Origin of the sequence: Rothia sp. HMSC078H08, from assembly GCF_001808955.1 — a bacterium.
Classification (GTDB): domain Bacteria; phylum Actinomycetota; class Actinomycetes; order Actinomycetales; family Micrococcaceae; genus Rothia.
Window position 1 is genome coordinate 193,453 of the sequence record NZ_KV795256.1, and the last position, 25,574, is coordinate 219,026.

The window sequence follows — 25,574 nt, forward strand, 5'->3', positions numbered from 1 at the left end:
GTGCGCTGTCTTTTAGTGCCCCGGTTTACTGGTGCTCCAGAACGTACTGCTTGAACTTCTCGTCACGCTCACGTTCTGCCTTGCGGTCCTGCTCAAGCTGCGACTGGTACTTGCGGATGAGCGGCATCTGGTACTGTGCCTCCAGGTCGTAGAGCTGCTGACTCATGCCGACCTGCTGGTTACATTCGGCCTGAATGGTGGCGATGCGAATCTCTTCTTCGGAGGCGGGCTCGTTGAAACCGCCGTTCTTGCTCAGCTGCTCATTCAGCGGGCTTTCCTCTGCTACCGCCCCTGCCTTAATGGGGGTGAGCCCCCGGTTTGAGACGCACTGCTTCCACTTCTCTTCGAGTTCGCGGTGCAGTTTGCTACCGTAAACGGCGTTGACCGCCTCGGTGGAGATACGACTGTATGTGGACTGCACGTCGTTCTCGGGCCTCTTACCTTCGGGAACCGCGGCGTCCAGGGTCTCGCGGGCCTTGTCCTCACATTCGATGATGAGCCTCTCCTCGGGGCTGAGGCTTGCCCCTGGGGTGACGGAGATGGGAGCTTTGGCGTTGGGGTCTCGCTTCTGGAATCCGTACTTCTTGGCGTATTCGACGTTCCAGGGGCCGTACATTCGGCCCGGATCGCCACGCGGCGCGCTTTCAGATTGGGGAGCTTGGTCGGGGTCGGTGTAGCTCTGCCCGTGTTCGGCGTAGCACTGCTTCATGGCAATCTGAAAGGCCGTGTATTCGTAATGAGTGCCCCTCTCGTAGTAGAGGTAATCGTCCAGGGGCATCTTTACGATGTCCTGTTCCGCGTCGAAGATGGCGTGGACGCTTTCGTCGCGTTCCAACGGCGGGTTGAAGAGCGAGCAGGCACTCAGGGGCATGATGCCGATGCAGAACAGGGCACCCGTGGCGAGCAGGCGGCGGCTCATGCTGGCGCGAGGGCTAGTTCCGGTGCGAGGGGCGGATACGGTGGAGCTACGGTTGAGGGACTTCATCGTTGAACACCTTTCATAAGAGTGAGTTGTTCACCACATTACACGTTCTGTGCCCTGTCGCGCCCGAATTTCGGGGGGGGTGTGCATCAAAAATTTTTGCGCGCCCACTCGCCTGCCGCGAGCTGCATCCGCTGCGGGCATAGTCTCCAGCAGGAATAGCCCTCTGTGTGCATAGTCCACTGTGTGCATAGAAAAATCCCCCGAACTTCTCAGAAGAGAAATTAGGGGGATTCTTCAATCAGCTACATGCTACTTGGTCGGCAGTTCAGCCAGTTCGGTAGCGTCGTGAGCCTCGGGGATGTGATCCACGTGCAGACGCTTACGGAAGACCCAGTAGGTCCATGCCTGGTAGACGAACACGACCGGCAGACCAAGGCAGGTCACGAAGGTCATAACGCCCAGGGTGTACTCGGAGCTGGAGGCGTTCGCAATGGTGAGCGAGTATGCCGGGTCCAGAGTGGAGGGCAGAACGTTCGGGTACATTGCGGTGAAGATTGCCAGAGCGCCGAATGCGAGGAACACGGACAGACCAGCGAAAGCGCGACCCTCACGGCCACCCTTTGCGGAGATCCAAGCAATCAGAACAGCAACCACAGCCAGGATGGTGCACAGCCAGGAGATGCCGTTACCGGTGGTGAAGTCCAGAGTCAGAACCCATGCAACGATCGGCAGCAGCAGGACGGGAGCCCAGCGTACCAGGGTGTTGCGGGCACGGTCGCGGATATCACCGTCGGTCTTCAGAGCGATGAAGGCAAGACCCTGAACCAGGGAGAAGCCAACGAAGCCCAGACCGCCGAGCAGAACCGGCAGAGAGACCCATGCGAAGGCGCCGCCGACGCGGTCGCCGTTCTCGTTGATGGGCAGACCCATGGAGGTCAGACCCAGCAGAGCACCAACGAGCAGTGGGATAAAGAAGGAAGAAACAGACAGAGCGATGTTCCAGTTACGGATCCACTTCTCGTCGTTCTTCTTGCCGCGGTATTCAATGGCGACCACGCGCAGAATCAGGAAGACCAGCGCGAGGGTCAGGGGGATGTACAGAGCCGAGAAGAGGGCTGCGTACCAGATGGGGAATGCAGCGAACAGAGCTGCACCACCGGTCACAAGCCACACCTCGTTACCGTCCCAGACGGGGCCGATGATGTTCAGCAGCAGACGACGTTCCTTTTCGTTCTTGGTGAACTTGGAACCCATCAGCATACCGACGCCCAGGTCGAAACCATCCAGGATCAGGTACATGATGAAGAAGACACCAATGGCAGCAAACCAGAAGGTGGGCAGGCCAGGCTGACCGGCAAAGATATTGAAATCAAAGTTCATGGTGAATCAATCCTTACCCGCCTAGTAGGCGAACTCCAGCACATCGCGCTTGGACTTGTCGTTGGACTCGTCCTCGTGGGGCGACTGAACCAGCTCGGGCATTGCTGCCACGACGCCGGCCTTGACGTACTTGATGAGCAGGTAGACCTCAACCACCATCAGCACGCCGTAGAGCAGGCCCAGGGTGAGCAGGGAGAAGAGGATTTCTTCACCGGAAACACCCGGGGAGATAGCTGCTGCAGTGAACAGGTGAATCGAGGGGTCACCCTGAAGGTTCGGAGCCACAACGAAGGGCTGGCGGCCCATTTCGGTGAAGATCCAGCCGAGGGAGATACCAAGGAAGGGAGCCAGGATGGACCAGACTGCAATGTTCTTGAGCAGCTTGGACTCGGGGACGGTGCCCACGCCCTTCTTACGGGTTACCCACAGTGCGTAGAGGTAGAAGGGCAGTACAACCGCACCCAGACCGATCATGCCGCGGAAGCCCCAGTAGGAGACCTCGAGGGAGGGCAGGTAATCAATCTTCTGACCTGCACGCTCACCGTAGAGCGGGTTGTTGGGCAGGTTGGTGCCGAACTTAGCTTCGTACTCGGGCAGCAGGGTCTGAATACCCTTCACCGGGGTATCGAAGTTGTCGTGTGCCAGGAAGGACAGCACGCCGGGGACCTCGATGACGGTGTGGATCTTATCGCAGCTCTGAGCGCCGAGTTCACCGACGGTCAGAACGGAGAAGGAGGTGCCATCGTGGCACGCGGCTTCTGCAGCAGCCATCTTCATGGGCTGCTCGTGGATCATCATCTGTGCCTGAATGTGACCGGACGCGCCGATACCTGCGAAGGCGAGGAGGCCCACAACAGCGCCCAGGCGCAGGGACTTGAACCAGACCTGGAAGTCGGTCTTGTCACGTGCGCCCTTGTCGGACTCACCAACAACAACCTTGCCGTCAACGACCTTGTCGATACCATCCTTGCGGCGACGCCACAGCTTGTACCATGCGATACCAACCAGGAAGCCACCAGCAACCTGAATAGCGGCGGTGATGACGTGAGAGACGGTCACCCATGCGAGGGGGTTCATCAGCACTGCGCCAATGTCGGTCATGCGGGGACGACCGTCAATCATTTCTGCACCGACGGGGTGCTGCATCCAGGAGTTTGCAACCAGAATGAAGAATGCAGAAATCCAGGAGCCGAGAACTGCCATGAACAGACAGAAGGCGTGGACTGCGGGCTTGAGGCGGTCCCAACCGAAGATCCACAGACCAAGGAAGGTCGACTCAACGAAGAAGGCGAAGAGGCCTTCCATTGCCAGCGGAGCGCCGAAGACGTCGCCGACGAAGCGGGAGTATTCACTCCACGCCATGCCGAACTGGAATTCCTGAACCAGACCGGTGGCCACACCCATAGCGAAGTTAATGAGGTACAGCTTGCCCCAGAACTTCGTCATGCGCTTGTATTCGTCCTTCTTGGTACGAACGTAGCAAATGTACAGGTAGGTCACCACAAGGCCCAGACCCAGAGTCAGCGGAACCATGAAGAAGTGGTAGACGGTGGTAATACCGAACTGCCACCTACCAAAATCAAGGGGATCCATTGATAGGTCCTTACTATGTGTGTACTTAATGTGCGTTTGTGCCAGATTTCGGGTAGTCCACCATCGATGGAGGGCATACGAGAGTTACTGACACAGTGTCTCTCATGCTTCTAAGGTACAGGGTTTTCCTAAGAAGCTGTGAGTAGGCTGTGCATAGTATGGACGTTTATTGTTTGACGTTTCGCTAAAGGTACCTTGGACGTTATCCCTCGATGCAAGGGTGGTGAGAGGAATGAGACACGATGGTGCCTTGCGGGGTTGAGAAGCAGTTTCGGAACCTTGGTGAAATATTGCAGTTTTTAATATTTTCTGCAAAATTTTGGTGACAGATTTCGTGATTGTGACAGGTGCTTCAAGTAGTGCTCAAAGCTTAAATTTGCCTGTTTCATGCGGAATTTACGCGGAATCTCCGAGAATTGCGTGACTATTCTCACACAAAATTCATGGATTGTGACACGCCAGCCACCACTGCCCCGCAAGGCACCGCAATGCCCCGCAAGGTACCGCACGCTACATATCGATGCTCTACATATCAATGCTCTCGGCATCCAGCTGATGAGCACCCGCAATAATGAATTCCTTACGCGGAGCCACCTCAGAACCCATCAACAAGGAGAACGCACGCTCGGCAGCCTCCGCATCCTCAATGCGAATACGGCGCAACATGCGATGACGCGGATCCATCGTCGTCTCAGCCAGCTGGTCAGCGTCCATCTCACCCAGACCCTTATAACGCTGAATGGGTTCCTTATAGGACACCCCCTGCTCCCGCAGAGAATCCAGAAGCTCGTGCAGCTGCTTCTCCGAGTAGGTGTACACCATCTCGTTCGGCTTGCCGCGGCGCACCACCTCCACACGATGCAGAGGCGGAACCGCAGCGTACACGCGACCCGCCTCAATCAGCGGACGCATGTAACGGTAGAACAGGGTCAGCAGCAGGGTACGGATGTGGGCGCCGTCCACGTCCGCATCGGTCATCATAATGACCTTGCCGTAGCGAGCAGAGTCCAGGTCAAAGGTACGACCCGAACCCGCACCGATCACCTGAATCAGCGCCGCGCACTCAGCATTCGCGAGCACATCAGTCACCGAAGCACGCTGAGTGTTCAGGATCTTACCGCGAATCGGCAGCAGAGCCTGATACGAGGAAGAACGCGCCAGACGCGCCGTGCCCAGCGCCGAGTCACCCTCCACAATGAACAGCTCAGAATGCTCAACATTGGTCGAACGGCAATCCACCAGCTTGGTGGGCATGGACGAAGACTCCAGCGCGGTCTTACGGCGCTGAGTTTCCTTATGGATGCGCGCCGAGACGCGGGTCTTCATCTCAGAGACGACCTTCTCACACAGAGCGGTCGCCTGAGCCTTCTCCGCACGGGCGGTCGACTCCAGGCGAGCCTTCAGCGCATCGCCCACGACCTTCGACACGATCTGGCGAACCGCCGGGGTACCCAGAATCTCCTTGGTCTGACCCTCAAACTGCGGCTCGGCAAGACGCACGGTCAGCACGGCGGTCAAGCCGGCGAGCACGTCGTCCTTCTCAATCTTGTCGTTACCCACCTTGTACTTGCGGGCATTATCGGCAAGGTGCTTGCGCATCACGCGCAGCAGGCCCTGCTCAAAACCGGTCGTGTGAGTACCGCCCTTGGGGGTGGCAATAATGTTCACGAAGCTGCGGACCGTCGTCTCGTAACCAATGCCCCAGCGCAGCGCAACGTCCACTTCGCAATCGCGCTCCACGTCGGTCAGCTGCGAGCGGCCGTCCTCACCCAGCACCGGCACGGTCTCGGTGAAAGATCCGCTGCCGCTAAAACGCCAGGTGTCGGTAATACGCTCATCGTGCGCCAGAAACTCGACGAACTCGCTAATGCCGCCGTCGTACTGGAAAACTTCCTCGTGGGGTTCCAGCTCGCCGGGGGTGCCGGGCAGTCGGCGCTCATCACGGATGCAAATACGCAGACCCGGAATGAGGAACGCGGTCTGGCGCGCACGAGCAGCCAAGTCCTCGTAGCTGAACTTAGCGTCGGGGGTGAAAATCTGCGGGTCAGCCCAATAGCGCACACGGGTGCCGGTCACGCCACGCTTAGCGCGACCCACAATCTGCAGGGCGTCAGTGCCCTCGGTTGCGGGAGTGAACGGATCTTCGGGCTTGGGGGTGCGGCCGGACTCGAAGAATCCGGGAATGCCGTGGCGGAAGGACATCTGGTAGGTCTTCGAGCCACGGTCCACCTGCACGTCCAGACGGGAAGACAGCGCGTTCACCACGGAAGCGCCCACACCGTGCAAACCACCGGATGCGTTATAGGAGCCACCGCCAAACTTACCGCCGGCGTGCAGCTTAGTGAACACGACCTCCACACCGGACAGGCCGGTGCGCGGCTCAATGTCGGTGGGGATACCGCGGCCATCATCGCGTACCTCAACCGAACCGTCACGGTACAGAATGACCTGAATGGACTGGCCAAAACCGGCGAGCGCCTCATCCACCGAGTTATCGATAATCTCCCAGAGGCAGTGCATCAGGCCGCGGGAGTCGGTGGAGCCAATGTACATGCCCGGGCGTTTGCGTACAGCTTCCAGACCTTCCAGCACGGAGAGGTGACGGGCGGTGTAGTTCGAAGACGCCACGGGAATCCTTTCGGCAAATGATGGCTGTGTGTTCTCTGCAGGCGTTCCCTGCAGATGCTCTCTGCAAATATGCTCTGCAGATGTTTTCAGCACGGCAAGCTCGCGAAGGGGAGAAAATGCCCCGGGCTTGCGCTCATAGTGCTCTAAGTTTCTATTCTATCGTGGCTTGTTGCCCGCTTCTGCCTGCGCCGTCATGAGGCTCTCTGTACCGTTATTAGACGCTGCCGAGAGAATGAAACAGCAGAAAAGCACCGGCTGCCACTCCCCTATGGAGTAGCAGTCGGTGCATGGATGTCTGAATTTTTAGGGTGCGCTTCTGAGGTGTCCACTCTGGGCACCTCATAGCAGTGGCACTGCCCTAGTGAGCCTCACCCGAGGCGCGAGAGGAGCTCTCGTGACGGTTCGTGACCATGATATTGGACTTGAAGTAGAACTCTTCGGGAAGCTCATTGGTGGCCGGGCCGTGGGGGAACTCGCTGAGCTTCGGCACGAAGTACCAGTCCATCAGCTCGCCGCTGCTCTGCTTGAGCACGCGACGCTCGCGCATGGCGCGGCGTACCTTGCGGCGCAGGCGCGGGCTGTCTTTCAGGGTGCTGGTGAAGACCCACGGAGTCTCGTAACCCTCGGTGATCATGCCGAAGGTGATGCGCAGGTTGCCATTCTCGTCGGCGTCCATCGTGAAGTCGCCGTCTGCAATATCAGTGAAGGCGAGCATCCAGCTGTGTCGGCGTTCGTAGCTTTCACGGGTGGTCTGCAGTGCCGCAATGAGGCGGTGGTCGACCAGCAGCTCCACCTTGCGTTCGGTAATTTCACCCAGACGAGCGTAGGAGCCGAAGGCGCGGTTTGCGCCGCTGCGGCGAGGCCACTTCGTCACCGCACCGTGCGGCACCTCCCCCGCAAAGGTGAAGGGGCCCGTCATAGTGCCGGGCAGACGCAGACGCTCAAACGGAGCGGTCGGCAGGAAGGTCGTCAGCAGCTGATCGGAGCTCACCGACTTACCCCAGCGCGCCATCTCAAAAATGGTCGGTTCAGGGCCTACAGGGTAGATGCGCGGCATCTTGCGACCGAACTCGTCAAAGCCCTCAATAAACTCGCCGTTGGAGCTGTACCCGGGCATGGTCGCACCGAGCGGGCGAGTCCACGACCCCGAATACGGCTTGGTCAGGTGCGGGTTCTCCACCGGCAGGATGCTGGTGCGAGCACCCAGGTAGGCGGGCATACGGGACAGGTTACGCCAGGCGAACTTCGCGGCAACCGCCTCACGCCACCACATGGGGCGCTTGCCGGGGGTTTGGCCGCCCAGGCAGTGCATGAGGAGCCAAAAACCAGCCCAGCCGAGAGTACCGGCAACAATCACCCACAACACCACGCTCAGCACCAGCTGGAGGGTACCGGTCGCCCACATATTCGTGGCGATGATGCCCATCAACCCCGCCCAGGCCACCATGGCGTACGGGCCGAGCGTAATCATGGGGTCGACCACCTTGACGGCGGCGATAACACGGCGGTTGAGGCCGCGCCACACGTAGGAGTAGGACCAGAGGGCGACGGCAAGCATCAGCGCCATCAGCAAGAGAAGGATGAACATCGGTGCGTTCTCTTTCGCGGCAGGTTTTTCTACCGGGGTCGGTGGCAGCAGGCATCAGGCAGATGCTCCGTTGAAGTGCTTTTCAACAACAAAACTCGTCTGCCGAAGGTACCTTCAGCAGACGAGTCTCTTTGGTGTCACTAACCCTGAGGTAAAGCTTCTTTACCTATTGTGCCTTTAAGTGGTATTCGTATGGGGGATTTTGGCCGCGGTGTACGAATAAATCGCACTCGTCCCTCCGCCAGGCAGATACCCGACAGATATCAGGCACAGCAAACAAGCTGTAACGCCCCAGTGACGGTTTTAGGCCAGAGCCGCAGCAATCTGCGGAATCAGCGCCTCAAAAGCACGCGCACGGTGGCTAATCGAGTTCTTGATTTCGGCGGGGATCTGTGCGCAGGACTGGCCGGCGTACTTACCCTCGTAGAGGGCGTTCTCGCCGTTGAGCTCCACGGGGCGCAGAATCGGGTCGTAGCCGAAGCCACCCTCCCCCGCCGGTGCGGTCAGTAGCTCGCCGGGTAGCTCGCCGTATTCAACCGCCTCGAAGCCGTCCGGGGAGGCCACCGATGCGGCGCAGCAGAACTTCGCGCCGCGGTGCTCCGGAGCGATATCGCTCAGCTGAGCCAGCAGCAGGTTCAGGTTCGCGGTGTCATCGCCGTGGCGGCCGGCCCAGCGGGCCGAGAAGATGCCGGGAGCGCCGCCGAGCACGTCCACGGACAGGCCCGAGTCGTCGGCAATAGCAATCAGACCGGTTGCCCGGGCGACCGCGCGAGCCTTGAGCAGGGAGTTCTCAGCGAAGGTCACACCGGTCTCAGGAACATCGGGTGCGTTCACGCTGGCTGCATCCACGACCTGGGTGTCAACGTCCAGGCCGTCGATGTGGCCGCGCAGAATCTCGCGTAGCTCCTTGAGCTTGCCCTTGTTGTGGCTTGCCAGAACAATCTTTGCTTCTGCCATGGTTTCTCCTTTGCAACAGGTGCACACGGTGCGGGGTGGGGCGCCGTGCGGGTTAGTCGTTTTTCAGGGCCTCGCGCTGAATCTGGGCCAGCTCTGCGGTGCCCTCCAGGGCCAGGTCGAGCAGGCTGTTGAGCTCTTCGCGGTCGAAGGGGGCGCCCTCGGCGGTGCCCTGAACCTCCACGAACTTGCCGCTACCGGTGACGACCACGTTCATGTCGGTCTCTGCGCGCACGTCCTCGGTGTAGGGCAGGTCAAGCATAGGGGTACCGTCGATGATGCCCACCGAAATCGCGGACACCGAATCAATCAGCGGGTTAGCCTTGGCGGAGATAATCTTCTGCTCCTTCGCCCAGGCGATAGCGTCGGCCAGGGCCACGTACGCGCCGGTAATCGAGGCGGTGCGGGTACCGCCGTCAGCCTGCAGCACGTCACAGTCGAGCACGATGGTGTTCTCGCCCAGCTCCTCCATGTTGATGACCGCGCGCAGGGAGCGGCCAATCAGACGGGAAATCTCGTGGGTGCGGCCGCCCACGCGGCCCTTCAGCGACTCGCGCGAAGAACGGGTGTTGGTGGCGCGCGGCAGCATGGCGTACTCGGCGGTCACCCAGCCCTTGCCCTCGCCCTTGAGCCAGCGCGGCACGCCCTCGGTGAAGGATGCGGTGCACAGCACGCGGGTGTTTCCGAACTCGATGAGGGCGGAGCCCTCGGCGTTGCGGGACCAGCCGCGGGTAATGGTGATGGGGCGCAGTTCGTTGAGGGCGCGGCCGTCGTCGCGGGTCACAGTCATGGGTTCTCCTTGGGTCGGTCGGTCTGTTGTGCTTATAACCTGGTCGGGTTGAATGTGGTTTGCGCTAGTCCAGCTAGGGTTTAGGGAGGGCAATGGCGGTCTTGAGCGGCGGGTCCAGCACCTCCACCACGTTCAGCGTGGAGGTCACCGGATGCGCCGGAGTGGGGCGCGGGTAGATGCGGTAGCTCGCGGCCATCTCGGCAACGCCCACGGGGCCGGAGAAGGCGCTACGTGCCTCGGCGCGGGCGATGTCAGGGTCGTTCCATACGGGCAAGTGGGTCAGCAGCAGGTTGCGTACGCCCGCCTCCTGGGCGGCCTGTCCGGCGCGCTTGCCGGTCAGGTGGATACCGCGCAGGGCGTCGTCGCGACCCTCCTGGTAGGCGGCCTCGCACAGGAACAGGTCGGCGCCGCGCGCGGCCTTAACCAGGCCCTCGCACAGGTCGGTATCACCCGAGTAGGCGAAAATCGTGTGGCCCTCGCGGTCGTTGCAGGTGATGCGCAGGGCGTAGGGATCCTTCGAGGGGTGCACCACGCGGAATGGTTCCACGCGAAACGGGCCAATCTGCACGGGCTCGCCCTCGGTCCAGGTGTGGTACTCAAACTCGGTGCTCATGCCCGGGTCGGGGTCCAAGCCGTGGGTCGCCGAAAGGTACTCGTTAATGGCGGCCGGGCCGTAGAGCGGAATACGTCCCTTGGGCCAGCCGCGCGGATCCCATTTGACGGCCACGTGCAGACCGGACAGATCGATGCAATGGTCCGGGTGCAGGTGCGAGATGAGAATCGCGTCGATATCACTCAGGTCGATATGGCGCTGCAGCATGCCGAGGGAGCCGTTGCCCATGTCCACGATGACGCGCCAGGTGCGGCCGGCGAAGTCGGTCGCGGTGAGCATGTAGCAGCTGGCCGGCGAGACGGGGCCGGGGAAGGAACCGGTACAACCGATAATCGTTAGGCGCATGCGGGACCTTCCTGCGTCGCCGCGGCCTCTTCGGCCTCGGCGACGTCTTCGTCCAGGGTGATGTTGCGGTGTGCGGCCAGCATCTCGGGGGTGATGGTGGCAAAGGAGCCGGTCGGGAAACGCTCGGCCACGGATTTGGTGTGACGTACGTTCGTGACCTCGGGGCCGAGGAAGCGGCGCGCCAGCTGCGAGAACGTCTCAGATTCGCCGGTAGCGAGGAACTCGTGGTGCGGGTGCTCCTCGGGAACCGGGCTCTCGATGGCGTGGTTGAGCAGTTCGCGGTATACATCCTTGGCGGTCTCATCCGCGGAGGAAACAAGAGTGACGTCCTCGCCCATGATGTAGGAAATCACGCCGGCCAGCAACGGGTAGTGGGTGCATCCGAGCACGAGCGTGTCGACCCCTGCATCCTTGAGCGGCTGCAGGTACTCGCGAGCGGTCTCCAGCAGTTCGGGGCCGGAGGTAATGCCCTTCTCCACAAACTCCACGAAGCGCGGGCAGGCCACCGAGTACACCTGAAGGTTGGGGGTAATCGCGAAGGTGTCCTCGTAGGCGCGGGAGGTGACGGTCGCCTCCGTCGCGATTACGCCGATCTTGCGGTTGCGGGTCGCGGCAAGCGCGCGGCGGGCAGCGGGCTGAATCACCTCGATGACGGGGATGCCGTACTGGCGGGTGTAACGTTCGCGGGCGTCGCGCAGCACGGCGGCGGATGCGGTGTTGCAGGCGATGACGAGCATCTTCACGCCGGAGTCGACGAGCTCGTCCATGATGCGCAGTGCGTTGGCGCGCACCTCTGCAATTTTGAGGGGGCCGTAGGGGCCGTGCGCGGTGTCGCCGACGTAGATGATGCGTTCGTGGGGCAGCTGATCCATGATGGCGCGGGCCACGGTAAGGCCGCCTACGCCGGAGTCGAAGACGCCGATGGGTGCCGCGGCGGTGGGAGCTACGGGTTCGGGGCTTCCCCAGGGGGTGCGGGCACGGTAGGGATTGGTTGCGTCGATGCTGTCACTCATGGGTCACCTACACTTCGGTATCGGTCGTTTCCTCGTTCTATGCTAACCCGCGTTCGGGGTGGTTTCTTCCCGGGAGGGGGTTAGATGAGTCCAGAACCACCATTATGAGACGGTCTGTGACGGCGGTGCGAGGGGGCAAACGAAAAATCCGTTCAGTGGGCGGTGTTCTATCGCACGTCGACGGGCAATATTACTGCGCGCGCGTGCACCTTATGAACCGAGAAGAGGCCTCTACTCCTCTTCGTCCAGGCCCTCAATCATCGCAAGCATGAGCGAATCCTGCACCCACGAGATGAAGTTGTACACCATCGCCATGTACTCCTCATTGTTAGTGACCTGCGAGGCGTCGGTGATGGTGCCGATCTCGTCGGCGCGTTCTTCATCGGTAATCTGCAGGCGGTCGGCGAGCACCAGGCGAATATCACCGAGGGCAGCGGCCCAGGCGCGGGCGTGCTCCTCGTTCAGGCGCAGGTCGCTCGACTCAATGTCTAAGGCGAGCATCGCCAGGTTGGCGCGCTTGGTTTCGCGCAAATCGCGTTCGGTGTAGCGACGGTACTCGGCCGCACTTTCCTCGTCGCTACTGGCGACGGGGAGCAGGCGAGCCACGGCGCTGTCCTCGGGAATCGTGGGGTTCTCGGTGATGCCGACCAGCGCCTCGAGCGGGTCGACGGTACTGCCGTCGGCGGCGGTGTCGGAGGGTCGTAGCAGGGCGCGCACATCCTCGGCGAGTTCTCGGATGAGCTCGCGCTCGGGCTGTTCAAATCGTGCGGTGTAGCCGCCGGGGGTGCGTCGGAAGGGGCGTGCCATTAGTTCTCCACTTTCTCGAAGGTGGCCAGCAGACCCCAGGCGTGCATGGCCTGGGTGTGCTTTTCGGCGTCCTCGCGGGGCCCGGTGAAGACGATGGCCTTGCCGTTGTGGTGCACCTGCAGCATGAGCTCCTCGGCGCGGGCGCGGGAGTAGCCGAAGTGGCTGCGGAAGACGTATGCCACGTATGTCATGAGGTTGACGGGGTCGTTCCAGACGATGACGTTCCAGGGGGTATCAGCGGCGAGGATGTTCTCGAGCTCGGTGGTCAGGTCGGTGTCGCCTTCGGTGAGGGTTCCGCTGGAGAGGGTCACGGCTGCGTTATTCATGGGGGGTCCTTCGGGGTCCGGTCTGATGGATTCCGGAGTTCGTGGGGCCGGATTGTTGGGAACCGAGCCTCGCCACTTCGTGCAGCGTGGCGGCTCGCGGCCGGTGTGTGTGCGGGGGCCGAATCTCTTTCGATTATACGGCCGGACGCGCCGGGCGGCGGGCAGAGTGCCTGTACTTTTTCATACTACACTACTTATAGTCAATAGTACTTTATGTAGTGATTGACACGCCGTCACAACAAGAAAAACGCCCGCTCCCCCCTCTACAATTAGACACATGACTACTACTTCGCTTCTCACCGATCACTACGAGCTGACCATGCTTCAGGCAGCTCTCGCCTCCGGAGCCGCCCAGCGCAAGTGCACCTTCGAGGTCTTCACCCGCCGCCTTCCCGCGGGCCGCCGCTACGGCGTGCTCGCCGGCACCGGCCGCTTCCTCGAGGGACTCTCCGAATTCCGCTTCACCGACGAAGAGCTCTCGTTCCTCTCCTCCCGCAACGTCGTCAACAAGGAGACCCTCTCCTTCCTGGAGTCCTTCCGCTTCAGCGGCAACATCCGCGGCTACGCCGAGGGTGAGGCGTTCTTCCCCCACTCCCCCGTCATGCAGATCGAGTCCACCTTCGCCGAGGCGTGCATCCTCGAAACCTACCTGCTGTCCATCCTGAACTTTGACTCCGCCGTGGCCAGCGCCGCCTCGCGCATGACCGCCGCCGCCGGCAACCGCCCCTGCCTCGAAATGGGTTCGCGCCGCGCCCACGAGCGCGCCGCCGTCTCCGCAGCCCGCGCCGCCGTCATCGCTGGCTTCGCCGGCACCTCCAACCTGGAGGCGGGCCGCTCCTACGGCCTGCACACCATCGGCACCAGCGCCCACGCCTTCACCCTGCTACACGACAACGAGCGCGAAGCCTTCGAAGCGCAGCTGCGTTCCCTCGGCGCCCGCACGACCCTGCTGGTCGACACCTACGACGTGGACAACGCCGTGCGCCTGGGCGTGGAACTGGCCGGCGAGGAGCTCGGCGGCGTTCGCCTGGACTCGGGTGACCTGGTCACCACCGCCGCCCACGTGCGCGAACTGCTCGATTCGCTGGGTAACACCAATACGAAGATCACCGTGACCAGCGACCTGGACGAATACGCCATCGCCTCGCTGGCCGCTGCCCCCGTGGACTCCTACGGCGTGGGTACCCGCCTGGTGACCGGTTCGGGCGCGCCGACCTCCTCCATGGTGTACAAGGTCGTGGCCCGCGAGAACTCCGCGGGCGAAATGCAGCCGGTCGCGAAGGCCTCGGCCGGCAAGGCCTCGGTGGGTGGCGCCAAGCTCGCTGCCCGCCGCCTGAACAGCATGGGCATCGCAACGGCCGAGGTTCTGGGAACCCACGAAGACCCGGCCCTGCACGAGGACACCCGCCCCCTGCTCGTGGACTTCGTTCGCGAGGGCGAGCTGCTGCCCGGCTTCACCGGTGAGGAGGGCGTGCGCCGCGCAACCGCCCGCCACGCCGCATCCCTGGCCGAGCTGCCCGAGGCCGCTCGTCGCCTCTCCGAGGGCGAGCCGGTTATCCCGACCGAATTCATCTAAAACTCCCCCACGGTGCCCGCCCCGCGAGCCGCCGCGATACCCCTCAAGGACGGGGTGCATCCGGCGCAATCACGCGGGGCGGCGCGCCATACTTCTACCCGTGACCGTATAGGAACGGCTTGTAAGGACGGCTATGTCTAAGGCATTGATTATTGTGGACGTGCAGAACGACTTCTGCGAAGGCGGTTCCCTGGCGACCGCGCGCGGCGCCGAGGTGGCTTCGCTCATTAGCGAGTTCGTGGAGAACAACCACCACCGCTACGACGCAATCGTGGCCACCCAGGATTGGCACATCGATCCGGGTTCGCACTTCTCCGACACCCCTGACTTCGTGGACTCCTGGCCCGTGCACTGCGTGGCCAAGAGCAAGGGTGCGCAGATTCACGAGAACCTGGACACCGACTACATTGAGGCGTACTTCCGTAAGGGCCGCTACGAGGCCGCATACTCGGGCTTCGAGGGTCTGCTGGCCCCCGAGGACGAGGTGGCCACCGGCGAGCACGAGCCGGGCGCGGATGCTTCCGAGGACGGCCCGCAGACTCCCCTGTCGGAGTGGCTGGATGAGCGCGGTATCGAGTACGTTGATGTTGTCGGTATCGCCACCGATTACTGCGTGTCAGCCACCGCGCGCGATGCGGTCGACGCCGGCTACGAAACCCGCGTTCTGATTGACCTGACCGCGCCGGTGCACGAGGATAAGCTCGACGAAACCGCCGAGGCACTGGAAGCCGACGGCGTGGAGGTCGTAGAGGTCCTCTAGCCTCAACGCAACTCGCACAACGATAGGGCGGGCACCCCGAGAGTACTCGGGATGCCCGCCCTATTGCGTCTACGCGAACAAATATTACGGGCGTGCAAAAGCCCCGCGAGCGCATACACACTCTCGGGGCTTTCACTGAGCCGGAGGTTTAATTTACCTCTGGCAAAGACGGGTTATTACCAGGGCACTTCACAGAGATACACTGTCGCGGTACCACCGGTTCCGTACTCACTATAATGGTCTGCGTTATTTGATAGAGAAATCTCACCTTCAATCACACTCGGTGCCAGGTAGGAACCACCCGCACCTCCAGCACCCGCAACCTGCGCAGAGCTCACACTCTGTCGAATACCCTGCGGATTATTGTTCCATTTTTGAGCAATCGTAATCGCTGATTGTGAGAGAGCTGCGCCCGAACCGCCGCCGCCGTAGCCGCCACCCCCGCCTCCAGACACAATAATCTGGGCACCGTTGAAGTATGGAGCAACTTGGTAGTAAGACAAGTATTTGTGGGTCCCGTCCGGGAGTTTAAGGGTTTCATATTCCCCGCCGTACAGACTGTGGTTGTCCAGCTGGTAGCTCACAGACATTACACCGTCACCGCCGTTCCCTTGCAAACCATTAGTGCCTGGGTTACCTGCAGTGGAGGAGCTGTAAAGAATCTGATTATTCTGGCTATCGAAGCTAAAGACATCGTTAGGGGTACCGGTCAGCACGGTTGGCTTAGCGCCGCCAGCACCACCAATGCCTCCGCCGCCACCTTTACCGCCTTCAACAGTTAGTTGAATGCTCGGGTCCTGAGCATAATACTCACGTCCGATTGTGGCGTCACCACCGCGTGCTCGTTCTCCCGACCCGCCCACACTTCGCACGGGCGGGTGAGCCTGATTTTCTGGACCGGTCATACGAACGTCTACGATTCCGGGGAAATGGTCCGGGTCAGGTTCCGTTGTGAACATTGTTGCACGGGTGGTTCCGCCGCCACCGCCTCCAGCAACGGCAATAACCTCACCGTTGATGAGCAGTGCCGTTGAACCACCGCCTGAGCATCCATAGACTTCTTCCATGGGAAACTTAGGATGCGGTCCGTGGTCCCAATCTGCAGCCCATGCCCAGCGTTCGCTCAGCTTTTTCATGACGTCATCGGGAATTCTAGTGTTAGGAACCCCACCACCGTTACCGAAGCCTTGCCCACCCTGGAAGCCTTCAGACCGGTACTCGTCCAGGGTGGGCCCGTACCCTCGGACATCGACCCTTCCGCCGCCACCTGCAATGAGCTCGATAGACGCAGGACCGGGTACCTCGACGACTCCGGTAACCTTCGCGCCGGAACCGCCTGGAGAGCTCCTATCGAAGCTTCCGCCGCCTGCGCCACCGACCAGTTCAAAACGTACCTTAATGTAGGTGTGGTGCGCGTAGAGATATTCTGTTTCTTCCCGTCGGTTGTACATGTCAGCGCTGATATCCATGTAAGGTTTTTCAGACACGGTGCAATCTGGTTTTGACGCTGCGTAGGCCGGCACTACTGAAGAAGCCGCGATCACGGGGGTTGCCCAGGCGACACCCTTCACGACCTTACGGCGAGAAATATGAGACATCACTGTCCTTCAAAGGTTGGTGCAATCATTCCCCTGGCACGATATCGGGGCGCGCGCCATCCGGGGGTTGGTTGCATGGTGTTTCTTAAAGTTTTGATGACTCAGCATAGACCTATATGCCGCGCATCATTGGAAAGTTCCCTATAATCGGCGACCATGCCGCATGTTCTAAAGAACTTACCCCCACTAGGCTACACGTTCCATCTCCGTGCCGCCATGATTATGGCGCCTCAGACCCAATATTTCTGCATTTTATGCACACAGAAGCCCCGCGAGCGCATACACACCCGCGGGGCTTCTCTATACGTTCTACCTATGTTCTAGCGTCGGCCAACGAACCAGTCCGACAGCTTATCGAGACGCGCCTGAATCTGCTCCGCGGAGGCCTGCGCCACCGCCGGGCCGCCACAAATCTTACGCAGCTCGTTGTGAATCACGCCGTGCGGCTTACCCGAGCGAATCGACCAGGCCGCCACGTTCTTCGCCAGCTTATTGCGCAGCGCTTTCAACTGGCGGTGATCCACCACCGAAGGCACCGCGGTTGCCGGGCGACGAGCCGCGTGCTCACGCTGATGCGCGCGCAGTAGCGTGCCCACCTGCTCGGCGTCCAGCAGGCCCGGAATGCCCAGGAAGTCCTGCTCCTCCTCGCTGCCCACGGCGAGGTTGCCGGAGGCGAACTCGGCGCCGTCGAAGAGCACGCCGTGGAAGGACGCCTCGGAGCCGAGCGCCTCGAACTTGCCGCGGGCCAGCTGCTCGGAGGCGCGCTCCTCGCGGTTTGCTTCCTCAATCAGGTGGTCGTCCAGGCCCTCGACCATGGGGTCGATTTCCTGGGGTGCGCCGCGGTCGAGGGCGTGGTCGCGCTCGACCTCCATATCGTTGGCCAGCATCATCAGCTGCGGCACCGAGGGCAGGAACACGGATGCGGTTTCGCCGCGCTTGCGGGCACGCACGAAACGGCCGATAGCCTGCGCGAAGAACAGCGGGGTGCTGGTGCTGGTGGCGTACACGCCCACGGCGAGGCGGGGCACATCCACGCCTTCGGACACCATGCGCACGGCGACCATCCAGCGCTGCGTGCCCTCGCGGAACTCGTCGATCTTGGCGGAGGCTTCGCGGTCGTCCGAGAGGATCACGGTGGGATATTCGCCGGTAATCTTCTGCAGCTGTTCGGCGTAGGCTTTGGCGTCCGCGTGGTCGGTGGCGATGACGAGCGCGCCGGCGTCGGGCACGGTGCGGCGCACTTCGGTCAGGCGCTTGTCGGCGGCGGCGAGCACGGTCGGAATCCATTCGCCGTTGGGGTCCAGGGCGGTGCGCCATGCCTGGGAGGTGATGTCCTTGGTGAAGCCCTCGCCCAGGTTTGCCGCCATTTCCTCACCGGCGGAGGTGCGCCAACGCATCTGACCCGAGTACGCCATGAAGATGACCGGGCGCACCACGTGATCCTTGAGCGCCGGGCCGTAGCCGTAGGAGTAGTCCGCCTTGGAGCGGCGGATACCGTCGTTGTCGACCTCGTAAGTGACGAACGGAATCGGGGAGGTATCGGAACGGAACGGGGTGCCGGTCAGCGCCACGCGGCGGGTCGCGTCGTCGAAGGCCTCGCGCAGGCCGTCACCCCAGGAGAGGGAGTCTCCGGCGTGGTGAATCTCGTCAAAAATAACGAGGGTTTTCGTCGCCTCAGTGTTGCGCGCGTGCAGCTGCGGCTTATTCGCCACCTGCGCGTAGGTCAGCGCCACGCCCTTGTAGTGGCGGCTGATGGTCACGTCCGCGTTCTTAAAGTTCGGGTCAATCGGAATACCGACCTTCGCGGCGGCGTCCGCCCACTGCTTCTTCAGGTGGTCGGTCGGCGCCACAACGATGAGCTGGCGCACCGTGCCGCGGTTGAAGAGTTCCTTGGCGAGGGTGAGCGCGAAGGTGGTTTTACCCGCGCCGGGGGTTGCCACGGCCATGAAGTCGCGGGGGTTCTTTTCGAAGTACTTCTGCATGGCCTCGGCCTGCCAGGCTCGCAGGTGCACCGAGGTGCCCCAGGGGGCGCGGTCGGGGTATGCCGGGGAGAGCTTCGGCTTCACCATGCTGTCAAATAGCGTGGGTTCCTCTGGTGCTGCGCTCATTCTCTCCTTCTTCCTCGTCTGCCTCTGCTGGTACCCTCTGCCGACTCAGGGCAGGTGCCTCTCCCCCGTTAGGAGGTGGCGCTCTAGTGTTCCTGATGCTCTGGCGGTCCGGGCACAGCGAGGTTAAATTCTAGCACCACATCCGCGGGTTGGGCCGGGCTGTGGTGCAAGAATTTGGTGCTCGTCAGCAAAGTCTCATGAGCGGTGTTGGGCCGTTGAGTCTTGCTGCTGCGGCGTGTTATTTATTCGTATTTATTCAGGCGTATTTGTCTCAGGCGTGTCGCCTGGCGCGTATTATTCGCCGGAGCCGTTGTCGCCGTCGTTGCCGGGTGCGAGGCCTTCGTAGATTTCCTTGCACTGGGGGCAGACGGGGAACTTCTGCGGGTCGCGGCCGGGTACCCACATTTTGCCGCAGAGGGCGCGCACGGGTTCACCGGTCAGCGCCGATTCGAGGATCTTTTCCTTGCGTACGTAGTGGGAGAAGCGCTCGTGGTCGCCGGGCTCAGAAAGCTGGGTTTCTTCGCGTTCGAGCAGGGCGGTGCCGCCTGCGGTTCCGGGGCCAAAGGGGTCTTCGATGCCTTCGATCGAGCTCATGTTTCTCCTTGATGATGAGGTGGGATACATAGGGTGAGGAGCGCCGCTGCACGGTTGGGTGATTGGCGCCTTCTCTATTTTAGTAGCAGTTGGGAGGTGCTGAGCCCCCGGGCGGTCAATATGGAGGCAGGCCACAGCTCAACCATAGACTCTTAGGTATTGCGGTGAGCTTCTTTCCGTTAGAAGTTTGGGTGGCACAGAAAAGGGGTTCCGCGCCAGGTTTAGTACCTAACACGGAACCCTTCTCTTTTATTCCTGATGTGCTGGAGCTTCGACTCTTGTTAGTTCGCCTGGAAGCGTGCCACGCGTTCCAGCATCTTGGAGCTGACCTTGTCGTAGCGGTGGCCGCCCCACGCCACGCCGCCCACTAGTAGTGCGGCACCAATCAGCAGCTGAATCAAGCCGCCGTATACGAGGGTCAGCACATCCTGCGTGCGGAAAATGTACACGAGAACAGAGATACCGCCGGGCAGCGCGCTGAGCATCACCAAAACTATAGAGAGCATCAGCAGCAGCTGCTTAGCGAAGCCTTCAGTGTTCTTCGGGTTCTTGAACGGGTTAGCCCCGGGAGGCGCCACGGGCGGGCTAATGAAGGTGTCCATCACGCTGCCCATACCAGCCGCTGCGGCGAGCACGCCCAGCTGGTGCATCAGCACGATGGGGAAAAGCTCCAGGTGTCCATTTGCCGCTGAGGCGACGAACACCATCACCACCACGATCGGAACCATCAGGATGCTGTAACCCCAAAGACGGCCGAGACGATCGTCAATACCGCGTAGCGGGGAGAGCACGTGCAGGCTGAATGCGGTGTTGTCGTAGGAGACGAGGTAGCACATGTAGTAGCCGGTGAAGACGGTGCAGAAGTACATCCAGAATCCGAAGAGCTGCATCACGCCGCTATTGATGATCTGGTTAGCTTCAGCCGCGTTGACGCCGTTAAAACTGGCCCGACTTTCGAAGGAGCCTACAGAGCTCAGGAACAGGGGCATAGCCACCGTCAGTATCAGATAAAGCATGGCGGTGCTTGCGGTCAGCAGCTGCAGACGGTTGTCTTTCAGAAATGAGTGCAGGGTTCGTGCCGCCACGGCGCCACGCGGGGTTGCGGGGAACCGTGCCAACAGACCCAAATCACCTGCGGCGACTTCGGCAGCGCTGGCGTGGTGCGCGCTACTGCCCACATTCGCCATGGAGCGTGCCAGGTTCTTACCCCACAGCCACCATCCGCCAGCCAGGTAGACGAGGGTCAGAGCCAGGCAACCAAGGGCGGTACCCATATTGCCGGTCGCCATAAAGTAGGGCACCGCAAATGCCGACCCGAAGGGCGTCACGCTGAGCCACGGCAGGTAGGGCAGCACCTCTTCCCAGTGCTTGGTCAGGTAGGTTATCGTTCCACCGAAGATAAAGCCGGCGCTCATCATCAGTAGCATGGCAACGATCATCAGGGTGTTGGCGATGCGCGGGTTATCATTCAGCGCCATGCCCAGGCGGTTGGCGAGACGAGCCCACACCATGAGGTTCGCAAGGCCGAGCACGCAGCAGATGAGGTACACGACCAGCGCGAGCGGTTGCGATATAAACGCGATCGCACCCAGCAGCACGGCAATGATGCTGGCAATGCCGGGGATACCCACGAACCCGCCGAGGAACTGGCCCTTCTGCAGGGTGGAGGGCTTGATGGGGAAGAGCACGAATCGGCTCTCGTCCAGGGTGCCGTCCAGGCCACTGAAAAAGATAGGGACGATAGCCCAGGCGAGCGCCACAACGGTGCCTACAAGGAGGGCGCCGAGCTGACCGTATTCGGGTACCTCCGAGTTAGCGATAACGTATGCGGAGCCGAGGCCGAAGAGCATACCGCCCGCATAAAGCGCCGCAAAAATTAGGCCAATGAGCGCCCAGATGCTTCGGCGGAAGGAAGCGAGCACATACTGCCACTTTAGTGAGACGAGGTGCCCAACCATGACAATCCTTCCGAGGAGGTGCGGCCGCCAACCAGCTGCACGAATCGTTCTTCAAGGCTCATACCGGCGCGTACTTCATCGACGGTTCCGGCGGCGAGAATACGGCCGGAGTCCATGACGGCTACGTGGTCACACAGGCGCTGCACGAGGTCCATCACGTGCGAGGAGATAATAACAGTTCCACCGGAGGCAACGAAGCCACGCAGAATATCCTGAATATTAGCGGCGGAAACCGGGTCGACCGCTTCAAAGGGCTCATCAAGAATCAGCACGGAGGGTGCGTGGACGAGCGCGGCGGCGAGCGCAATCTTCTTGGTCATACCGGCGGAGTAGTCGGCAACGGCACGACCCGCAGCGTCGGTCAGGTCCATTGCGGTGAGCAGGTCCTTGACGCGGGATGCGACAGTTTCCTTATCGATTCCGTGCAGGTAGCCGGAGTAGGTGATGAGCTGCTCGCCGGTGAGCTTGTCGAAGAGGTGCACGCCGTCAGGCAGCACGCCCAGGTGTGCTTTGGCCTTGAGCGGCTCGGTCCACATGTCGATGCCTCGCACGTATGCGGTGCCTTCGCTGGGCATGAGCATGCCCGTGACCATGGAGATGGTGGTGGTTTTACCGGCGCCGTTGCGGCCGACCAGCCCGTAGAAGGATCCGGAGGGGATATCCAGGTTGATGCGGTCGACGGCGACCTTCTGACCGAATGCCTTGGTGAGGCCGCGGATTTCGATGGCGGGGCGGGCGCCAGCGGCCGGTGCGGCCTGCGGGGTGACGGGTAGCTGCGGTGCTACCGATGCGGGAACTACAGCTTCCGGCGCTGCAGGCTCAGGGTTTACAGCTTCCGGCGCTACAGATTCGGGGACTATAGCTTGAGGTACTGCCGCGGTGGGGGTTGCCTCTACTGCGGTCTCTGGTACTGGGTTGGTCTCTTGTACCGGGTTCTGCGGTGAACCTGGTTCTTGCGGGTTCGGGTCTTGGGGAAAGTGACTAGTGTTCATATTTTCACCCTACCACCCCCCCATGAGGTCTAGCAGGTTTGGTGATGAAACCTGCATTATTAAGTACTCACAATGCATAATATGGACATTTCGGGGTGCTATAGATGCCATCCAACCGCGCTATCAGACAGGTTGAGTCGCCTGCTCTCCCCACCCTTAAAACCGCTCAAACCCGCGAACGCAGAACGGGCTACAGCCTCCCCCGCAGCCCGAGTGCAGGGGTAGACGATAGCCCGTCCGTATTCAACGTTTCAGCCGCCTAGATTAGCCAGAGCTAGCTAGACCGGCTCATGATGTTTCCCGGGTGACAGCGCCTTTTAGAACAGCGCCATGGTCAGTGCCGCACGCGCCTTGACGGTGCGCGGGTCAGATGCACCCACCACGTCAAAGAGCTGCACGAGGCGCTCGCGCACACGCGCCTTATCGTCAGGACCAACAGCGCTGAACAGACGCAGCAGACGGTTGTAGGAGTCCTCCACGTGGCCGCCCACCAGGTCCAAGTCGGCTACGTTGAACGCCGCTTCAATGTTCATGGGGTCTGCCGCAGCCGCCGCACGCTCGGTTGCCATGTCCAGGTCCTTCACGCGCGAGAGCAGTTCAACCTGTTCCAGGCCGAGCTTCGCTTCCTTATCGCCGGGGTTCTCGGCGATTGCCTTGCGGTATGCGGCGCGGGCACCCTCCAGGTCGCCGCGGTCTAGGGCGGCGACGGCTTCTGCGTGCAGGGGCGGCAGGGGCTTTTCGTCTTCGGGAACGACCGGGTCGAAGCCACCGGGTAGCTGGTACTGTGCCGCGAGCTGCAGAACCTGAGAGAGCACATCGCCGAGGTCTTCTGCGCTGACCGGGCCGGTGTAAATCGGTGCCGGGCGGCCCGCCAGAACGGCAACACCCGCGGGCACGCCGCTCACGCCGAATGCCTGGGCAGCTTCGGGGAGCTTGGTGACGTCCACGGCGGCGCAAATCATGCTACCTGCGGCGGAGTCAACGAGCTTCTGCACGCCTTCGAGCATCTGCAGAGAGGAGGGCGAGTGCGGCGCGTAGAGCGCAAAAATCACGGCACCCTGGCTGGAAAGCTGCACGAACTTCTGGAACTCTTCGGGGGTGTTGACCTCGTAACGCCAGGTGGGGGCGGAGGGGGTCTGCTCGCCGCCCTGTTCGCCAGCAGACTGTGCCGCGTTGGGGTTCAGTTCCATGGCGTTGCGTACGGAGGCGGGAATCTCCGGCGCTACCCCGTTCTGCGCTGCACCACCCTGCGCGACGTTACCCTGTGCCGCGTTCTGGGATGCGCCGCGGTCTGCCGGATCAAAAATAATGCTCATCCTGGGCTCCTTTACGTTCTGTACCTATTGTTGCGTGCGGGCTAAATCCTTCACGCGTTCCTTCCTCTATTATCCCCACAACGCACCGTTGCGAGCGCCCGTTCTCTGTCGCCTACGCTCTGAGCTCATGCCGGGGATAGCGTTTGGGCTATTGCCCGATCCGTCCCGCAAATATCTCTCCCACATGCACTCCCCTGTCCTTGGGATTCACCGTGGACGCCGTAACAAAGTAAACCAGCCGGTAGAATGGCACAGTAGAGAAAAAATACCCGGAATGATTCGGAAAGGAAGAGCATGAGCGAGAAGAAAGCCTCAGAAGCTCCCGCAGAGACGACATCGTCCCCCGAGACGCGCAAGAAGGAATCCCTCACCGATCAGCTAACGGAGACCTTCAGCGAGCTGACCGAAAGCATTAGCCAGGTGCGTTCCAACCGCCGCCGCGCTTCTATGCCTCCTACGGATACCATTCCGGTGGTTCCCGCCGCTTCTGAGGATGCGCCTCCCGCACCGAAGGTGGTCGGCAACGGCAAGGCATCCATGATGCACAACCCGGTCGCTTTTGGTTTCCTCATGACCGTGGGCGTGGGTCTGGCGCTCTTCGCCTACTACATTTTCAACAATGTGGGTGCCCTGGTGGGTTGGGTGACCGGTGCTATTTTCATTGCTCTGGGTCTAGACCCGATTGTGCGCCGCCTGGAGTCTTGGGGCATTAAGCGCGGTATCGGCGTGATTGCTGTGCTTGCTGGTTTTGCTGGCGCTGTGACCGGTCTGGTCATGACCATTGGCCCAATTATTAGCGAGCAGGCATCTAAGTTTGTGCAGTACGCGCCGGGTATCTATCAGAACACAATTGATTCTGATTGGTACCACGAGCTTGATCAGCGTTTTAACATCAGCACCTGGGTGAATGAGAACGTCCCTAAGTTCTTGGAGTCAACGTTCTCCTCTTCACAGGTCAATAGCTTCATGTCGAGCTTGGTTTCTGCTGGGTCTACTTTGGCGCAGAGCGTGACCGGCGTGATTATTGTGCTGTTCCTGTCTCTATACTTCCTCACCTCGATGGACACCATCAAGGCGTGGGGTGTGCGCCTGGCGCCGGCGTCCAAGCGTGTGCGCGTCAAGTACATTACCGACAAGATTACCGAGTCGGTGGGTAACTACGTGATGGGTCAGGCTCTGGTTGCTGTGCTGAACGCGTTTGTGGCGTTCTTGATTATGGCTTTTTTGGGCTTTAGCTTCCCGCAGTTGATGGCTTTGGTCGTCATGATTCTGGCGTTCATTCCGCTGGTTGGTGGCGTGATTGCGCTGATTTTGACCTCGCTGATTCTGCTGACTCAGGGTTGGAGTCTGGCGCTGTGGTTTGCGGTGGCGTACTTCCTGTACTTGCAGGTGGAGGCGTACCTGATTTCTCCGCGTATTATGGCTCGCGCTGTTTCGGTTCCTGCCGGTGTTGCGATTATTTCTGTGGCTGCCGGTGGCGCGCTCTGGGGCGTGCTGGGTGCGCTGATTGCTATTCCGGTGGCGGCTTCCATGCTGATTCTGGTGCGTGAGGTGTTCATTCCTCGCCAGGACCAACTGTAGTCACCGCCCAGTTGTAGTCGCCTCCCAGCTGTAGAGTCCCCTCTAGGTTCTCTACGCGCTCACGGCTCTTCCACCGAGCAGGCGTTTAAGACATAAGGCGGCGGCTTTGGATGTTCTATCCAAAGCCGC

Annotated in this window: 20 protein-coding genes; 3 read left to right on the forward strand and 17 right to left on the reverse strand. The window is 61.1% G+C overall.

What is annotated here, in order from left to right; genetic code table 11:
* Nucleotides 1-25 precede the first annotated feature (25 nt).
* The 11 genes from HMPREF2528_RS06200 to clpS all read right to left on the reverse strand — a co-directional run bounded on the left by HMPREF2528_RS06200 (nucleotide 26) and on the right by clpS (nucleotide 12,962).
* Nucleotides 26-985 carry a multidrug transporter gene (locus HMPREF2528_RS06200; RefSeq protein WP_083297884.1) on the reverse strand — a complete coding sequence of 320 codons (960 nt, stop codon included), beginning with the start codon at nucleotides 983-985 and terminating at the stop codon, nucleotides 26-28.
* Between the two features lie 249 nt (nucleotides 986-1,234).
* On the reverse strand, nucleotides 1,235-2,305 hold the full coding sequence (gene cydB / locus HMPREF2528_RS06205; RefSeq protein ID WP_070543251.1) for a cytochrome d ubiquinol oxidase subunit II: 1,071 nt from the start codon (nucleotides 2,303-2,305) through the stop codon (nucleotides 1,235-1,237).
* Nucleotides 2,306-2,326: 21 nt separating this feature from the next.
* Complete coding sequence (locus HMPREF2528_RS06210; protein WP_049352964.1) at nucleotides 2,327-3,898, reverse strand: cytochrome ubiquinol oxidase subunit I; 1,572 nt, start codon at nucleotides 3,896-3,898, stop codon at nucleotides 2,327-2,329.
* A gap of 525 nt (nucleotides 3,899-4,423) precedes the next feature.
* Nucleotides 4,424-6,526: a DNA gyrase/topoisomerase IV subunit B gene (locus tag HMPREF2528_RS06215; RefSeq protein WP_070543255.1), complete on the reverse strand. Its 2,103-nt coding sequence runs from the start codon at nucleotides 6,524-6,526 to the stop codon at nucleotides 4,424-4,426.
* A 358-nt stretch (nucleotides 6,527-6,884) separates the two neighbouring features.
* Nucleotides 6,885-8,114, reverse strand: a complete 1,230-nt coding sequence (locus HMPREF2528_RS06220; protein ID WP_070543259.1) for an RDD family protein — start codon at nucleotides 8,112-8,114, stop codon at nucleotides 6,885-6,887.
* A 303-nt stretch (nucleotides 8,115-8,417) separates the two neighbouring features.
* Entirely contained in the window at nucleotides 8,418-9,071 is a 654-nt protein-coding gene (locus HMPREF2528_RS06225; protein ID WP_070543264.1) for a non-canonical purine NTP pyrophosphatase, read from the reverse strand.
* 52 nt (nucleotides 9,072-9,123) lie between these two features.
* Nucleotides 9,124-9,858, reverse strand: coding sequence for a ribonuclease PH (gene rph, locus HMPREF2528_RS06230; RefSeq protein WP_049343119.1), 735 nt, complete (start codon nucleotides 9,856-9,858; stop codon nucleotides 9,124-9,126).
* 73 nt (nucleotides 9,859-9,931) lie between these two features.
* Complete coding sequence (locus HMPREF2528_RS06235; RefSeq protein WP_049333630.1) at nucleotides 9,932-10,816, reverse strand: MBL fold metallo-hydrolase; 885 nt, start codon at nucleotides 10,814-10,816, stop codon at nucleotides 9,932-9,934.
* Nucleotides 10,807-11,829 (reverse strand): glutamate racemase, encoded by a 1,023-nt coding sequence (gene murI / locus HMPREF2528_RS06240; RefSeq protein ID WP_049343120.1) that lies wholly within the window; start codon nucleotides 11,827-11,829, stop codon nucleotides 10,807-10,809. The genes HMPREF2528_RS06235 and murI overlap by 10 nt, the downstream gene beginning before the upstream one ends.
* A 231-nt stretch (nucleotides 11,830-12,060) precedes the next feature.
* Nucleotides 12,061-12,636, reverse strand: a complete 576-nt coding sequence (locus tag HMPREF2528_RS06245) for a DUF2017 domain-containing protein (protein WP_070543267.1) — start codon at nucleotides 12,634-12,636, stop codon at nucleotides 12,061-12,063.
* Nucleotides 12,636-12,962 (reverse strand): ATP-dependent Clp protease adapter ClpS, encoded by a 327-nt coding sequence (clpS, locus tag HMPREF2528_RS06250; RefSeq protein ID WP_049333636.1) that lies wholly within the window; start codon nucleotides 12,960-12,962, stop codon nucleotides 12,636-12,638. Before clpS ends, HMPREF2528_RS06245 begins: the two co-directional genes overlap by 1 nt.
* A 277-nt stretch (nucleotides 12,963-13,239) precedes the next feature.
* Here clpS and HMPREF2528_RS06255 point away from each other — a divergent pair, with 277 nt between their 5' ends.
* Together HMPREF2528_RS06255 and HMPREF2528_RS06260 are read left to right on the forward strand one after the other, a co-directional pair.
* Entirely contained in the window at nucleotides 13,240-14,538 is a 1,299-nt protein-coding gene (locus HMPREF2528_RS06255) for a nicotinate phosphoribosyltransferase (RefSeq protein ID WP_049333638.1), read from the forward strand.
* Nucleotides 14,539-14,671: 133 nt separating this feature from the next.
* A complete protein-coding gene (locus HMPREF2528_RS06260; RefSeq protein ID WP_049333640.1) occupies nucleotides 14,672-15,298 on the forward strand; it encodes an isochorismatase family protein in 627 nt (208 codons plus the stop codon).
* Nucleotides 15,299-15,474: 176 nt separating this feature from the next.
* Here the strand turns inward: HMPREF2528_RS06260 and HMPREF2528_RS06265 are convergent, their stop codons facing one another.
* The 6 genes from HMPREF2528_RS06265 to HMPREF2528_RS06290 form a co-directional block, all read right to left on the reverse strand.
* The gene (locus tag HMPREF2528_RS06265; RefSeq protein ID WP_141744693.1) at nucleotides 15,475-16,896 is read right to left on the reverse strand and encodes a transcriptional initiation protein Tat; all 1,422 of its coding nucleotides are present in this window, start codon (nucleotides 16,894-16,896) and stop codon (nucleotides 15,475-15,477) included.
* 320 nt (nucleotides 16,897-17,216) lie between these two features.
* Nucleotides 17,217-19,004 (reverse strand): DEAD/DEAH box helicase, encoded by a 1,788-nt coding sequence (locus HMPREF2528_RS06270; RefSeq protein WP_070543273.1) that lies wholly within the window; start codon nucleotides 19,002-19,004, stop codon nucleotides 17,217-17,219.
* 294 nt (nucleotides 19,005-19,298) lie between these two features.
* Nucleotides 19,299-19,598 (reverse strand): DUF3039 domain-containing protein, encoded by a 300-nt coding sequence (locus HMPREF2528_RS06275; protein WP_005506434.1) that lies wholly within the window; start codon nucleotides 19,596-19,598, stop codon nucleotides 19,299-19,301.
* Nucleotides 19,599-19,879: 281 nt separating this feature from the next.
* Complete coding sequence (locus HMPREF2528_RS06280; RefSeq protein ID WP_070543277.1) at nucleotides 19,880-21,556, reverse strand: transporter; 1,677 nt, start codon at nucleotides 21,554-21,556, stop codon at nucleotides 19,880-19,882.
* Complete coding sequence (locus HMPREF2528_RS06285) at nucleotides 21,532-22,548, reverse strand: ABC transporter ATP-binding protein (RefSeq protein ID WP_070543281.1); 1,017 nt, start codon at nucleotides 22,546-22,548, stop codon at nucleotides 21,532-21,534. The genes HMPREF2528_RS06280 and HMPREF2528_RS06285 overlap by 25 nt, the downstream gene beginning before the upstream one ends.
* A gap of 317 nt (nucleotides 22,549-22,865) precedes the next feature.
* Nucleotides 22,866-23,864 (reverse strand): tetratricopeptide repeat protein, encoded by a 999-nt coding sequence (locus tag HMPREF2528_RS06290; protein ID WP_070543283.1) that lies wholly within the window; start codon nucleotides 23,862-23,864, stop codon nucleotides 22,866-22,868.
* A gap of 294 nt (nucleotides 23,865-24,158) precedes the next feature.
* Between HMPREF2528_RS06290 and HMPREF2528_RS06295 the strand changes: the two genes are divergently transcribed.
* Nucleotides 24,159-25,445 (forward strand): AI-2E family transporter, encoded by a 1,287-nt coding sequence (locus tag HMPREF2528_RS06295; protein ID WP_012903752.1) that lies wholly within the window; start codon nucleotides 24,159-24,161, stop codon nucleotides 25,443-25,445.
* Nucleotides 25,446-25,574: the final 129 nt, after the last annotated feature.